This window comes from Dyella ginsengisoli LA-4, from assembly GCF_000334915.1.
Taxonomy (GTDB): domain Bacteria; phylum Pseudomonadota; class Gammaproteobacteria; order Xanthomonadales; family Rhodanobacteraceae; genus Dyella_A; species Dyella_A ginsengisoli_A.
Map to the genome: position 1 here is coordinate 1 of NZ_AMSF01000002.1, position 13164 is coordinate 13164.

13 protein-coding genes are annotated in these 13164 nt (G+C 69.4%); 7 read left to right on the forward strand and 6 right to left on the reverse strand.

The window, feature by feature from the left end; translation table 11 throughout:
- Window positions 1-303 precede the first annotated feature (303 nt).
- Window positions 304-762 carry a hypothetical protein gene (locus C693_RS0100285; protein WP_017460239.1) on the forward strand — a complete coding sequence of 153 codons (459 nt, stop codon included), beginning with the start codon at window positions 304-306 and terminating at the stop codon, window positions 760-762.
- 31 nt (window positions 763-793) lie between these two features.
- Here the strand turns inward: C693_RS0100285 and C693_RS0100290 are convergent, their stop codons facing one another.
- Window positions 794-1984, reverse strand: a complete 1191-nt coding sequence (locus C693_RS0100290; RefSeq protein ID WP_017460240.1) for an MFS transporter — start codon at window positions 1982-1984, stop codon at window positions 794-796.
- 113 nt (window positions 1985-2097) lie between these two features.
- Entirely contained in the window at window positions 2098-3354 is a 1257-nt protein-coding gene (locus tag C693_RS0100295) for an FAD-dependent oxidoreductase (protein WP_017460241.1), read from the reverse strand.
- A gap of 156 nt (window positions 3355-3510) precedes the next feature.
- On the opposite strand from C693_RS0100295, the gene C693_RS0100300 reads away from it, so the two are divergent.
- Window positions 3511-4002, forward strand: coding sequence for a GNAT family N-acetyltransferase (locus tag C693_RS0100300; RefSeq protein ID WP_017460242.1), 492 nt, complete (start codon window positions 3511-3513; stop codon window positions 4000-4002).
- Window positions 4003-4049: 47 nt separating this feature from the next.
- Here the strand turns inward: C693_RS0100300 and plsY are convergent, their stop codons facing one another.
- On the reverse strand, window positions 4050-4703 hold the full coding sequence (gene plsY / locus C693_RS0100305; RefSeq protein WP_017460243.1) for a glycerol-3-phosphate 1-O-acyltransferase PlsY: 654 nt from the start codon (window positions 4701-4703) through the stop codon (window positions 4050-4052).
- Window positions 4704-4706: 3 nt separating this feature from the next.
- Window positions 4707-6509 (reverse strand): DegV family protein, encoded by a 1803-nt coding sequence (locus tag C693_RS0100310; protein WP_017460244.1) that lies wholly within the window; start codon window positions 6507-6509, stop codon window positions 4707-4709.
- A gap of 160 nt (window positions 6510-6669) precedes the next feature.
- On the opposite strand from C693_RS0100310, the gene C693_RS0100315 reads away from it, so the two are divergent.
- Window positions 6670-7512: a class I SAM-dependent methyltransferase gene (locus C693_RS0100315; protein WP_017460245.1), complete on the forward strand. Its 843-nt coding sequence runs from the start codon at window positions 6670-6672 to the stop codon at window positions 7510-7512.
- Between the two features lie 16 nt (window positions 7513-7528).
- Here the strand turns inward: C693_RS0100315 and C693_RS0100320 are convergent, their stop codons facing one another.
- A complete protein-coding gene (locus C693_RS0100320) occupies window positions 7529-8317 on the reverse strand; it encodes a hypothetical protein (RefSeq protein ID WP_017460246.1) in 789 nt (262 codons plus the stop codon).
- A gap of 180 nt (window positions 8318-8497) precedes the next feature.
- The gene (locus C693_RS24340) at window positions 8498-10159 is read right to left on the reverse strand and encodes a methyl-accepting chemotaxis protein (RefSeq protein WP_017460247.1); all 1662 of its coding nucleotides are present in this window, start codon (window positions 10157-10159) and stop codon (window positions 8498-8500) included.
- Window positions 10160-10650: 491 nt separating this feature from the next.
- On the opposite strand from C693_RS24340, the gene C693_RS0100330 reads away from it, so the two are divergent.
- The 4 genes from C693_RS0100330 (at window position 10651) to C693_RS0100345 (ending at window position 13108) form a co-directional block, all read left to right on the forward strand.
- Window positions 10651-11019, forward strand: a complete 369-nt coding sequence (locus C693_RS0100330) for an ArsR/SmtB family transcription factor (RefSeq protein ID WP_026107066.1) — start codon at window positions 10651-10653, stop codon at window positions 11017-11019.
- Complete coding sequence (locus C693_RS0100335; RefSeq protein ID WP_017460249.1) at window positions 11016-11549, forward strand: SRPBCC family protein; 534 nt, start codon at window positions 11016-11018, stop codon at window positions 11547-11549. Before C693_RS0100330 ends, C693_RS0100335 begins: the two co-directional genes overlap by 4 nt.
- A gap of 105 nt (window positions 11550-11654) precedes the next feature.
- The gene (locus tag C693_RS0100340) at window positions 11655-12203 is read left to right on the forward strand and encodes a peroxiredoxin (RefSeq protein WP_017460250.1); all 549 of its coding nucleotides are present in this window, start codon (window positions 11655-11657) and stop codon (window positions 12201-12203) included.
- Between the two features lie 80 nt (window positions 12204-12283).
- Window positions 12284-13108 (forward strand): SAM-dependent methyltransferase, encoded by an 825-nt coding sequence (locus tag C693_RS0100345; RefSeq protein WP_198506807.1) that lies wholly within the window; start codon window positions 12284-12286, stop codon window positions 13106-13108.
- Window positions 13109-13164 lie beyond the last annotated feature (56 nt).

A 13164-nucleotide genomic window follows, 5' to 3' on the forward strand; every position in this document is an offset into this window, starting at 1 on the left:
GCGGCGCCCCGCCGATCCCGCTGGTGCGCCAGCAGATGCTCGGCGGTCCGGTGGAAGCGAAGCTGTGGACCCAGTCCGAGGCCACCACCGCGCAGTAAGCCTTGCCGATCCACGCCCCGCCGGCCGGCGGGGCGTGCGGCAGAGGGGACGGCGACGTGCACCCACGGCGTCCCCACCCTGCGCCGGAGCCCGCCCGTTCCGCGCCTCCGCCACCTGTTAGCAATCGCCCCCGCCGGCTGCCGCGCAATTCCCCCGATCCGGAGGTAGGCTCGAGCCGTCGAGCACCAACAGGGGGTACGCGACATGATCGAGGCATTCCACCACGGCACGCCGGCGCAGGTCTGGCAGGAACTGGTGCAGCAGGCCGCCCGGCACGCCGGGCACCCGCTGGACGAGACCCACGAGAGCCACCTCGTCTTCGTCCTGCTGCGCTTCCAGCGCGACGCGCAACTGCTCAGCCACACCCACGGCCTGGACTGGCTCGACGCGCTCGAGCAGGTCGGCAGCGCGCGGACCGAGGCCCTGCGCGACGTCGGCGACCGCTGCCTGCTGGTCGCCGGGCTGTTCCCGCAGCTGGCCGAACGCCGCCGGGTGAGCGTGGGCTACTACGTCGACATCGGCCGTGCCGCCTACCAGGGCGTGGCCGACGCCAGCCGCCGCGCCTACGCGGCGCTGTACGAGCAGCTCGCCGCCAGCTATCGCGAGCTCGTGCACACGCTGTCGGCGATGCGCCGGCTCGACGTGCCGGCCGTGCTGCACTAGGACAGCGCGAGGCGCCGGCCCCGCGGGGGAATCAGGCGGCCGCCGCCTGCAGCCGGTGCGCGCGCCACTGCGAGGCCATTGCCACCACGGCCAGCGCGCCGCCGAACAGGCTGACACCCGGCCAGCCAGCCCGCTGCCAGGCCAGGCTCGCGCCCACCGAGCCGAACGAGCCGCCGAGGAACATGGTGGTCATGAACACCGTGTTGAGCCGGCTCTTGTATTCCGGATGCAGGCCGTAGATCAGGTGCTGGTGCGACACCAGCGCCACCTGCACGCCGAAATCCAGCAGCACCACGCCCACCACCATGCCGGCGATCGACTCCCACACGCCGAACACGCCCCACGCCAGCACCGCCACCGCGGTACCCAGCGCAATCACCACGTAGGGACCACGGCGATCGGCCATGCGCCCGGCCAGTGGCGCCATCGCCACGCCCACGGCGCCGACCACGCCGAACAGGCCAGCCACGTCGGGACCCAGGTGAAATGCCGGCTGCTGCAGCCGCAGCGCGAGGATGGTCCAGAACGCGGTGAAGCAAGCGAACAGCATCGCCTGGGTGAAGCCGGCCCGGCGCAGCACCGGCTCGCCACGCCACAGCTTGCCCAGCGACGCCAGCAGCGCGCCGTAGCGCATCGACCGGGCCGGTCGGTGCGCCGGCAGGCACTGTCGCATCAGCAGCGCGCTGCCCAGCGCGATCGGCACCGCCACCCAGAACATCGCCTGCCAGCCGAAACGCTCGGCGACGAAACCGGCCAGCGTGCGACTGAACAGGATGCCGGTGAGCAGGCCGCTCATCACGAAACCGATCGCCGCGCCGCGCTTCGACGGCTCGGCGAGGATCGCCACGAACGGCACGATCTGCTGCGCGACGGTCGCCGCCGCGCCGAGCGCCAGCGAGGCGGCCAGCAGGCTCCAGGCACTGGAGGCGAGCGCGGCCCCCAGCGAGGCGACGGCGACCGCGACGAACTGCACCACGATCAGGCGCCTGCGCTCGAACAGGTCGCCCAGCGGCAGCAGCAGGAACAACCCCAGCGCATAGCCGACCTGGGTCAGCGTGGCCACCAGCCCGGCCACGCCCGCGTGCGGGAAGCGCGCGGCGATCATGCCGAGCATCGGCTGGTTGTAATAGATGTTGGCCACCGCCGTGCCGCAGGCCAGCGCCATCGCGAACAGGGTGCCGCGGGTGAGTGGGTGGGCCAATGGCGGCGTCTGGTCGGTCATCGGGAATCCGTGTGCGGCGCGTCCGCCACGTGCAGCCGGGGGTCGCCCGCTATGGGCGCGCAGTCAGCCCGTTCGCGGGCAAGCGATGCAGGTGGTCGCCAGGCACGCAAATCTCAAGCTCCCGCATGCAGCTCGACCGGTCGCCGCACTTCGGTCGCCAGCCGATCGAGAAATGCGGCAGGCAGTGCGACCGTGCCCCACCAACCGCACCGCGTGCCGGTCAGCACCCGCAGCATTTGCCCGCGCCCACCCGGCAGTCGGGAAAGCGGGTGGAACAGCGCATCGCGCAGGGCCGGAGCGACGCGCCGATCGGACTGGAACAGCGGCGTGAGCCACCGGCTCCAGAAGTGATAGACGCCCAGGTGCGAGCGGCGCCCGGCCTGGTACGCCGCCAGCGCTTCCGGCACCTTGCCGCAGACCCGCAGGGCATCACGCAGGGCCAACGCATCCAGCAGCGCCATGTTGACGCCCTGCCCCAACTGCGGACTCATCGCGTGGGCGGCATCGCCCAGCAACACGGCACGGCCGCGATGCCAGCGGCGATGCATGGCATCGCGGTAGCGGGCAGGTGCCAGCCCGTGCGGTACGGCGGTTGCAGCCAGCCGCTCGGCGGCTTCTGGCCAGACGGCCTTCAATGCATCGCGCCACCGCTCCGGCGCATCGCCGACGGCTTCCATTGCCGCGGACGGCAGGCTCCAGAAGAAGCTCATCTTCGGCACGGGATCGTCCGGTCGCGTACCCACCGGCAGCATGCCGGCCATGCGTCGCGCGGCCACGTAACGCTGGCGCAACTCGTCGGCCCAGGGCCATTGCGCCTGGTCGACCAGACACCATTGCGCGCCCCATGGATAGGGCCGGTCCAGCACCGCCGGCGCAATCTGGCCACGCAGCGACGAGGCCGAACCGTCGGCCACCACGATCAGGTCGAAGCCGGCATGGACGTTGCCCCCGCCATCGATCAATCGACCTGCCTCCGCATCGACGCTGGCGATGGCGCTACCGGCATGCAGGCGGCGCCCGGATTGCCAGGCCGCATCGAGCAACTGGAACATCGCGCCACGTTGCAGGCCCAGGCCGAACAGCACCGGATCCAATTCCGCATAGCGCATGTCCATCACCGGGCGTCCGGCCGCGGTCTCGCCGAACAGGCGGCCGATCCTCACGCCATGCGCCAGCGCCGCGTCGAGCAGGCCGAGCTCCCACAGCACGCGCAACCCGACCGGCTGCAGCAAGAAGCCCGCACCCACCGGCCCCGGCTGCGCGACCCGCTCGAACACCTGTACGTCATGGCCATCGCGCGAGAGCAGCAATGCAGTGGCCTGACCGCCGCTGCCGTAACCGACCACCGCCACCCGCAACCGTTTCGTCATCCCCGTCCCTGCGCGTCCACCCCACGATCCCGCCAAGCGTAGCGCCACTTGCTCGAAAACCCCGGCGCTCCCGGTTAGGGTGGCCCGACACCATCGCCAACTCCCCGACGCGACACCGGAGCAGGCAGCGTCATCCCTACCAAGGACGGCTTACCCTTGATACTTCTGACCCCGATCACCGAAGCGCATCTGCCCGAGGTGCAGCGGTTCGCCGCCGATCCCGCCATTGGCGCAAGCAGCTACGTTCCCTCGCCCTACCCTGCCGACGGCGCCGCCACGTGGCACGCCGCGCTGACCAACCGCGTAGCCGCTGGCAGCGCGGCGGTTTTCGCGATCACGGAAGACGACGCCTTTCGCGGGGTCGCCAGCCTCAACGACATCGATCGCGCAGTCGGGCGGGCGCACCTGGACTACTGGGTCGCCGTGCCGTACCAACGCCGTGGCGTTGCCTCGGCCGCCATCGCGCTGGCACAGCAGTTCGCCGGCGATCGACTCGGACTCAAAGCCCTGCTGAGCACCTGCCTGGCCAGCAACTCCGCCTCGCTGCGCGCACTGGAGCGCAACGGTTTCGTCGTCTACCAGCGGGTGCCGGCTCCGCCGGGCAAGTTCGCCGGCCAGGAACTGCTTCGGCTGCATCGCCGCCTCTAGCGGAGCCCGTGTCGCGGAGAAATCGTCGCCGGTTCGCGTGCGGCGCCTCAGCGCCGGGCCTTGCGCCGTCGCAACACGTGCACCCGCTCGAAGCGCGACTCGGTGCCTGCACGCAGCCGCGCCAGGTTGGCGCGGTGGGTATAGGCCAGCAATGCGGCGACCACCAGCGCAAACACGATCCGGATCGCCCCCGCCCCGGATGCCAGCGCGAACAGCGGCAGACTGATCGCGGCGAGCACGGTGGACAGCCCGACATAGCCCGTCGACAGCAGGCTCAGCAGCCACACGGCCAGGATCACCGGTAGCGCAGCCGGCCACGCCACGGCCAGCGCGCCGACCAGGGTCGCCGCCCCCTTGCCGCCGCGGAAGCCGTGGAATACAGGCCAGACGTGGCCGGCGACCGTGGCCAGCAGTGCCGCGTACACCGCCCAGGCGCGGGTCGAATCGGGCATCCAGTGCACAGCCAACCAGGCGGCGAGCGCACCCTTGCCGATGTCGATCAGCACGGTACCCAGCGCGAAGCGCCAGCCCTGCGTGCGCAGGGCATTGGTGCCCCCGGCATTGCCGCTGCCCAATGTGCGGATATCCACGCCGCGCAACCGCCCCAGCAGCAGGCTGCCGGAGAGCGAACCAAGCAGGTAGGTCAGCACGAACAGCGCCAGCGTGAGGGCCCAGGACACCGGCTGGACGACTGCCGTCACGGCTCAGTTCTCCACCGGCTGCGCGCTGACCACCAGCGTGCCCGGCCCGGCATGGGCGCCGATCGCCGGACCGGTCTCGACCAGCCACGACTCGATGCACGGCAACCGCTCGCGCAGCGCCTGCAGCAGCTCCGCCCCCTCGCCGGCCGCGTCGCAATGGCCGACGATCAGCCGCCAGCGCGCGCCGGCGGGCAGGCGCCGTGCGATATAGCTGGCGAAACGCTCGACCAGCCGCTGCCGACCGAACAGGCCGCCGACCACGCCCAGCTTGCCGTCCGGCTTGACCCGCGCGATCGGCACCAGCCCCAGCAGCTCCACCACGGTCTTGCTCCACGCCGGCAGGCGCCCGCCGCGCACCGGCATGGTGAGATCGCGGGTCATCGCCCAGGTCAGGGTGCGCGGGCGCAGGGCCTCCAGCCGAGCCACGATGGCCGCGGCACCAGCGCCCTCGCGCGCGGCTTCGGCGGCGGCGATGGCGAGCAAAGCCTGGCCGCCGGCGGCGTTGGCGCTGTCGACGATGAAGGTGCGCGCCGGATCGACCCGCTGCGCGGCGGTCTCGGCTGACTGGATGGTGCCGGACACCGCGCGTGCCACGCCGATGTAGACCACCGCCGGATGATGGGCGAGCAGGAAGTCGAACTGCCGCCGGAAATCGCCCGGTGCCGGCTGGCTGGTTCGCGGCAGCACGTCGCTCTGGCGCAGGCGTGCGTAGAACTGCGCCGGCGTCATGCCGACCTTGTCCAGATAATCCTGCTCGCCGAAGTTGAGCCGCAGCGGCACCACGTGCAGATGCAGTGCCTCGGCCAGCCCCTCGGGCAGGTCCGCCGAGCTGTCGGTGACAATGGCCACTGCACCGGCGCCGGCCGCGCTGCGCGCCTGCGCCTGCATGTCGTCCGCCTTGGTCGACTCCACCTGGCCGAAGCGCGCCGCCACCTCGAACAGCGCCTGCGGCGAGGCGATGTGTGCGTGCAGGCGCATCCGCGTGGTCGAGCCGGCGACCACGATGCACGACGCGCCCAGCGCCGCGACCGCCTCGCGCACCGCCGCCGGATGCAGGTCGCTGCCGCTGATCAGGCACTCGCTGCACCAGCGATGGGCGGGATCGGCGGCGGCCAGCGCGTCGTCGGCATGCAGGTGCTCCGGGGCCAGCGCCGGCACCGCCACTTCGAGCGGGACGGACTCGCCGCCCAGCACGGCGCCGATACCCTCCAGCAGATGCACGAAACCCTGCGCGCCGGCATCCACCACTCCGGCCTTGAGCAGTACCGGCAACTGCTGCGGGGTATGCGCCAGTGCCCGTCGCGCGCGCTCCAACGCGACCCCGAACCACGCTCGCGGATCGCGCACGTCTTCGCTCGCCTCCAGCGATTCGGCGAAGGCAGCGATCACGCTGAGCATCGTCCCCTCGCGCGGTTCGGCCACCGCCTCGCGCGCGGCACGGGCACCGGCCTGCACCGCCTGCGCCAGCCGCGCGGGAGCGACCGCGATACGGTCGCCCAGATCCGAAGCCACACCGGTGAGGAACTGCGCCAGGATCGCGCCGGAGTTGCCGCGCCCACCGTCCACCGCATCCTCGCCGACCCGGCGCAGCAGTTCGCCGACACCGGCGGCGCGACGGCTCAATGCCCCGCTCAGCACGCTGCCCATGGTAAAGGCCAGGTTGTTGCCGGTATCGCCGTCGGCCACCGGGAACACGTTGATGCGGTTCAGCCCGTCGCGCCCGGCAATCACCCGGTGCGCTCCGCCGATCAGGGCGCGGCGAAGGGCGGGAGTTCGGATGGCGCGCGGCAGGGTGGCAGTCGTCATGCGGCTGTCGAAGTCCGTGGAGGGGCAACCGCAGGAGCATACGGGGAGGTCTGGACGGCACGCATGCTGCATCGCACGCGCCACCGTTGGGACGAGCGGGCTGGGTTACCATGCCGCCCCTTCCCCGCATGCGTGCCGCTCCGCGGCCGCGGAGCCTGACGTGACGCACTACACCGGCCCCCTGCTGACCCGCGCGACCGGCATCACCCTGCTCGACGCCGCGAAACGCGGCGAGCCGACCTGGCAGGGCTCGCTGGACCTGGGGCGCTCGACCGGCCAGGCACGACTCGATGCAGACCGCTGGCAGTGGCTCGACCGGCACTATCCCTACCCCGACAAGCTCAGGGACCGCACGATCTACTGGTGGGACGGCGAGGAGTTCGCACCGGTGTCGCGCTTTTCCGGCGCGCTGATCAAGCTGGTACCGACCGAATGGGACGTGCCGACCTTCGAGATCGACGGCATCAAGATGCTGCCCTCGGCGAAGGAATCGCCACTGGACGACGCACGCCGCAAGGTGGCGCTGGTCGAACCGGGCGGCAAGACCGTGCTCGATACCTGCGGCGGCCTCGGCTACTTCGCCGCCTGCTGCCTTGAAGCGGGCGTCACGCACATGCAGTCGTTCGAGAAAAACGCCGATGTGCTGTGGCTGCGCACGATCAATCCGTGGTCGCCCGACCCTGGCGCGCCCTCCAGCGGTGGCCGCCTGCAGCTCACGCATGCCGACGTGACGGAAGCCATCGCCAACATCGCCGACGCCTCGGTCGATGCCCTGCTGCACGACCCGCCGCGCTTCGGCATCGCCGGCGAGCTGTACGCACAGACCTTCTACGACCAGCTCGCCCGCGTGTTGCGTCGGGGCGGCCGGCTGTTCCACTACACCGGCAGCCCCAACAAACTCACCAGCGGACGCGACGTGCCGCGTGAAGTGGCGCGCCGGCTGGAGCGTTCCGGTTTCAGGGCCGAGCTGGCGCTGGACGGGGTGTTCGCATCCCGCCGCTGATCGTCACATCGCCGCATCAGGTGGTGGAGATACCACGCGGTCCTCCCGGCAGGCCGTTGGCGGCCAGGGCACGTTCGGCATCGCGCCAGACCCGCTTGAAGATGCCGCGCAGTGCCGGCTTCAACACCGCGAGCGTGGTCGATGCCGGCACACCCATCACCTGCGAGACCAGCGCCTGCATGTGCAGCACCTCCGGCTCGGACAGGTAGCCCTGGTGGCGCCATTGCCACCCCGCCCGGTGACCGTCGTCGAAATGGCTGAAGCGGAAGCGCGTATTGGCGAGGAACACGCCGAAACCCAGGAATACCGCGGCCAGGTCCGTGGCCGGCTCCCATACCTCCCAGCCACCCGGAGGCGGCTCGGGGAACACCGAGGTGCGGTAATGCGCCAACTCGTGCGCCAGCGTGGCGACCAGGGCCATCGGATCGGCCAGCTGGCGCGGATCGTAAGTGATCAGCGCAGTGCCGTCCTGACGCGTGCGGAAGGTACCGGCGGGCGCCTGCGGCGCACCCTGCACGAACGCGTGCCGCGACACGCGCGTCTCCGGCCCGCTCTCGTGCGGTGCCAGCTCGCACATCCAGTCGGCCATTCCGGCGTGCCGCTTGACCTGTTCGAGCAGTGCGGCGACGGATGCGTGGCTGTACTCCACCCGTTGCGAGAAATATTCCGGTGTCGGCAGCACCAGCCGCCGTGCCCGCAGGGCGTCCAGCCCGCCCGTGTGCTGCAGCAGCCAGTCCAGGCCGTCCAGTTGCCACCGTGTCAGCTCGTCGCCGAGTAGCGCTTCCCTGCGAAACCATCGCCACATGCCTGCCACTCCCTGTGCCTGCCGCCGGCGATGGTAAACGCATGGCCGTTCCCCGTGGAGCCATCACGGGACCCGGCGATCGGTGGACACAGCCGCGTTCCCCCCGGGCGACCACCGGGGCGACCGGTCGAAGCCGACAACCGCCAGTACGCTCCGGCCAGAGATTCTCCGGCCGGCGGCTCAGGAAGCCGCCACCCAAGCCATGCCCGGTGCCGGCAAGGCCGGCACCTCGGCATCCAGCACACCCCGCGACGGCCCCTTTTCCCTGCCGTACGCCGAAAGTCCCAGGCCCGCATCCTCATCCAGCCGGAAATAGGCAACCCGCTGCTGCAGGGTGTGGGCCTGTTCGTGCATGGCGCGACTGGCCGAGGCGGCCTCCTCCACCAGGGCCGCGTTCTGCTGGGTCACCTCGTCCATCTGCGTCACCGCGAGATTGACCTGCTCGATGCCGACCGACTGTTCGTTACTGGCCGCAGCGATCTCCGAAACGATGTCGCTCACCTTCTTCACGCTCTCCACGATGGCCGCCAGCGAGCGCCCGGATGCATCCACCAACTCGGCCCCAAGGCGGACCCGCTCCACGCTGTCGCCGATCAAAGTCTTGATCTCCCTGGCAGCCGCGGCGCTGCGCTGGGAAAGATTGCGTACCTCCGAAGCGACCACTGCGAACCCGCGCCCCTGCTCGCCGGCACGTGCGGCTTCCACGGCGGCGTTGAGCGCCAGCAGGTTCGTCTGGAACGCGATCTCGTCGATCATGCCCACGATATCGGCGATCCTGCCGCTGGAGCTGGAAATGCCGTCCATCGCCTCCACCGCCTGCGCGATGACCACGCCACCGTGCTCGGCCTGCTCGCGCGCGCTGCGTACCAGATGGTCGGCGTGCGCCGCATTGCCGGCATTCTGCTTGACCGTGGAGGTCATCTCCTCCATCGAGGCAGCGGTCTGTTCCAGGCTCGACGCCTGCTCCTGGGTGCGCTGACTGAGATCGTCGTTTCCCTGCGCGATCTGCCGGGCCGCCGCGCTGACCGATTCCGCACCCGCGCGCACGTCCATCACGACGCCGGACAGCTTCGCATCCATCTCAGCCAGCGAGCGCAGCAGGCGGCCGACCTCATCGCCGGGAATGCGGTCGATGCGGTTGTTGAGCCTGCCGGCGGCAATGTTGTCGGCTACCCGCATGGCATCGCCCAGCGAGCGCGAGATCGAACGCACCAGGCGGAAGCCGATCGCCGCACTGAGGAGCAATCCGAAAGCGATCGACCCGATGGTCGTCTCCACCGCGCGCGACTCGCGCGCTTCGTCGACGGCGTAGGCGTCGTTGGCGATCGAGTCCTGCAGCGTGAACAGGTCGCCGATGTCGCTACGCAGCGCCAGATAGCGCTTCTCGCCCGGGCCGTCCAGCGTCTGCGTCGCCTGGTCGAATTTCTGCGCGCCCAGCTCGTCGAGCGTCAGACCGACGCTCTGGCGGAAGCCGCCCATGTCCTGGTCCAGCCGCTTGCCGACGAGCTGCTCCTGCGACGAGAGCACTGCGCCATGGAACGCGGCCAACAGCTTCACCAGCTGGCCGTCATCGCCCTGTTCGGCCTGCCTTGCCTTGGCGACAAGTGCCGGATCCCTCGCCGCGGCCGCGCGATGCAGGGCCGTCCTCTCGGCACCGAGCAGATCGAGCCCGCGGGCCAGCGCCATCGCCGGTACCAGCTTGTTCGCGTGCATGTCCTGCAACGCGGCCTTGCTGCTGTCCAGGTCGACGATGGACATGAAGCCAAGCGCACCGAGCAGCACGGCAAGCACACCAAGCGTCCCGGCCAGCCGGACCTTGATGGAAAACTGCGGAATTGCCATACCCCTACTCCTTCAAGAGATGACCCGGGCCGGTTTGGATGAGCGGGGAAAACCGGCTTTGCGAGTGGATTTGAAATCGTCGTTCCGGCACCGGTGATTCCCGTCGGCAGCGGCTTGCGGTCCACCATCAGCGGCACCGGAAATACCGGTGCATCACGTGCGGATTAGCGACAGGGTTTCGCCGACCTTTAACGTAATTATTTGCGGAACTTACACAGGCAAATCAGTTACATGGATATCCATTAACCCGGACTTGAAACAGAGGTGAAAATCGCTCGCGGCGATTTGAGCCCATTCGGCCGCATGATTCCCGCAGACGGGACGGACCGATGACGGGAATAACCCCGCCGGCCAGCGCCGTGACTGCCCGCATCTGACGCGACGCGGCCCCACCCGGCTTCAGGCGCTGCCCGCTGGCGGCACGATCGCCCCCCGAAAGATCATTCAACCAAAGGGTTGACATGTCCTGCGTCCGGACTACATTCAACCATATGGTTGAACAATCATCTCCCCAGCTAGACGCGATCTTCCACGCCCTCGGCGACGCCACCCGGCGCCACATGCTGCGCGAACTGGCGCAGGGCGAACGCACCGTCGGCCAGCTCGCCGAACCCTTCGCCATGTCGCTCGCCGCCGCCTCCAAGCACATCCGCACGCTGGAAAGCGCCGGCCTGATCCGTCGCGAGATCCGCGGCCGCACGCATCTGTGCCGACTCGACCCCGGCCCACTGGCCAGCGCCAACGCCTGGCTCGCCTTCTACGAACGCTTCTGGGCCCAGCGCCTGGATGCGCTCGAACATGCCCTCCGCGCGGAGGGCCCCGATCCGTCCAAGTCATCCCGGAAAGGAGACGCCTCATGAATGCGCGCACCCTGCAGAACGCCTATGGCACCCTCACCGAACCGGCCACACTCACCGTGCAGCGTCGCCTGCCCGGCCCCATCGAACGCGTGTGGGCCTACCTCACCGAGAGCGATCTGCGTCGGCAATGGCTGGCCGCAGGAGACATGCCGATGGAGATCGGCGCGACGGTCGAGCTGGTCTGGCGCAACGACGAACTCACCGATCCGCCCGGCCAGCGCCCGGAGGGCTTTCCCAGCGAACACCGCATGAGCTGCCGGATCACCGAACTGGACCCGCCGCACCGGCTCGCCATCACCTGGGGCAGCACCGGCGGCGTCAGCTTCGTGCTGGCCGAGGACGGGGACGAGGTGCTACTCACCGTCACCCATCGCCGGGTCGCCGAGCGCAGTACCCTGCTCAACGTCAGCACCGGCTGGCACATGCACCTGGACGTGCTGGTCGCCCGCCTCACCGAGCAGCAGCCCACGGCGTTCTGGGACCGCTGGGCGGATCTCAAGCACGAGTACGAGCAGCGCATGCCGGTCTGATGCCGCTCTCCGCGCCCGGACCGTCGGGCCGGGCGCACAGACAACATCCGCGACAGGCAAACCCGCGTATAAAAGGGGGTCTGCCCCGATCCAAGGAGTGTTGTCATGAAGTCCCTGTCCAAGCTCGCCGCTTTCGCCCTCGTGGGCATCGCCGCCCTCGCTTCCCCCGCCCACGCAGCGCTGAAGGAAGGCACCCAGGCCCCCGACTTCACCCTGCCGGCGTATCTCGCCGGCCAGCCGTTCACCTTCAAGCTGGCCGACGCACTGAAGCAGGGGCCGGTGGTGGTGTACTTCTTCCCTGCAGCGCACACCTCGGGCTGCAACCTCGAGGCCCATCTGTTCTCGCAGGCGATCGACAAGTTCAAGGCGCTGCATGCCACCGTGATCGGTGTCACCGCCGGCAACACCGACCAGCTGGCGGCGTTCTCGAAGGAAACCGAGCACTGCAGCGGCAAGTTCCCGGTGGCTGCCGACGAGGGCGCCAAGGTCGCCAAGCAGTACGACGCTACGCTGATGATGCGTCCGGGCTGGTCCGACCGTACCTCATACGTCATCGATTCCAGCGGCAAGATCACCTACGTGTACTCGGCGCTCAACCCGAACAAGCACGTGGAGAACACGCTGGATGCGGTGAAGGCACTGGAACACAAGTAAACGGTTACCGGTCCCGGAACGCCCGACCGCCATGTCGGGCGTCTCCCCTTTTTGGAGTCATTCGCCGTAACATCCGACGGATGACCTCTTCCGTGAACCCGATCACAGCCGAAGCCCCGCGCGGCAGCATCGCCTGCGTGGGCGTCGGCATGACGCTGGGCTCGCATCTCACGCCGCTGGCGCGGAGCCATATCCAGCAGGCCGATGTGGTGTTCGCCGCCGTCTCCGACAACATCGTCGAGATGTGGCTGGAGCGCATGCACCCGGATGTGCGCAGCCTGCAGCCCTACTACGGTGAGGGCAAGCCGCGCATCGACACCTACCGCGAGTGGGTCGAGGTGATGATGACCGAGGTGCGTGCCGGCAAGCGCGTCTGCGGCGTGTTCTACGGTCACCCCGGGGTCTTCGCCTGGTCGCCGCACAAGGTCATCGAAGTGGCGCGCGCCGAGGGGTTCTCGGCCAGGATGGAGCCAGGCATCTCGGCCGAGGACTGCCTATACGCAGACCTGGGCATCGACCCCGGCCAACTGGGCTGCCAACACTTCGAAGCCAGCCAACTGCTCTTCTACGAACGAAGCATCGATGCAGGCGGTTATGTCGTCATCTGGCAGTTCGGCGTGGTGGGAAATGCCTCGACCGCCGATTCCGACTGTGGATCGGGATACCGGGAGTTGCTGGTCGAGGTGCTGGCCCGGGACTATCCTCTCGACCATGAGGTCATGGTCTATCGATGCGCCACGCTGCCAATCGAGCAACCGCGCATCCGCCGCATGGCGTTGAGAGACCTGCCTGACGCAGACATCCCAGCCGAGGAGACTGTGGTCCTCCCCCCGGCCCGCCCACTGGTGCGCAACGCGCTTCTTCGGGCACGCCTGGATGCGCTGGACAAGGCGGGCTCAAGATGATGGCATGATCCGACCGGGGAAGAAGTAATCGGTCGCTGGCGGGAGTTGCTGGCGCC

What these genes read in the sequence shown, in the direction of transcription:
- C693_RS0100285 (WP_017460239.1), top strand. Translation starts at nt 304, where the DNA reads ATGATCGAGGCATTCCACCACGGCACGCCGGCGCAGGTCTGGCAGGAA.
- C693_RS0100290 (WP_017460240.1), bottom strand. Translation starts at nt 1,984, where the DNA reads ATGACCGACCAGACGCCGCCATTGGCCCACCCACTCACCCGCGGCACC.
- C693_RS0100295 (WP_017460241.1), bottom strand. Translation starts at nt 3,354, where the DNA reads ATGACGAAACGGTTGCGGGTGGCGGTGGTCGGTTACGGCAGCGGCGGT.
- C693_RS0100310 (WP_017460244.1), bottom strand. Translation starts at nt 6,509, where the DNA reads ATGACGACTGCCACCCTGCCGCGCGCCATCCGAACTCCCGCCCTTCGC.
- C693_RS0100320 (WP_017460246.1), bottom strand. Translation starts at nt 8,317, where the DNA reads ATGTGGCGATGGTTTCGCAGGGAAGCGCTACTCGGCGACGAGCTGACA.
- C693_RS24340 (WP_017460247.1), bottom strand. Translation starts at nt 10,159, where the DNA reads ATGGCAATTCCGCAGTTTTCCATCAAGGTCCGGCTGGCCGGGACGCTT.
- C693_RS0100330 (WP_026107066.1), top strand. Translation starts at nt 10,651, where the DNA reads ATGGTTGAACAATCATCTCCCCAGCTAGACGCGATCTTCCACGCCCTC.
- C693_RS0100335 (WP_017460249.1), top strand. Translation starts at nt 11,016, where the DNA reads ATGAATGCGCGCACCCTGCAGAACGCCTATGGCACCCTCACCGAACCG.
- C693_RS0100340 (WP_017460250.1), top strand. Translation starts at nt 11,655, where the DNA reads ATGAAGTCCCTGTCCAAGCTCGCCGCTTTCGCCCTCGTGGGCATCGCC.
- C693_RS0100345 (WP_198506807.1), top strand. Translation starts at nt 12,284, where the DNA reads ATGACCTCTTCCGTGAACCCGATCACAGCCGAAGCCCCGCGCGGCAGC.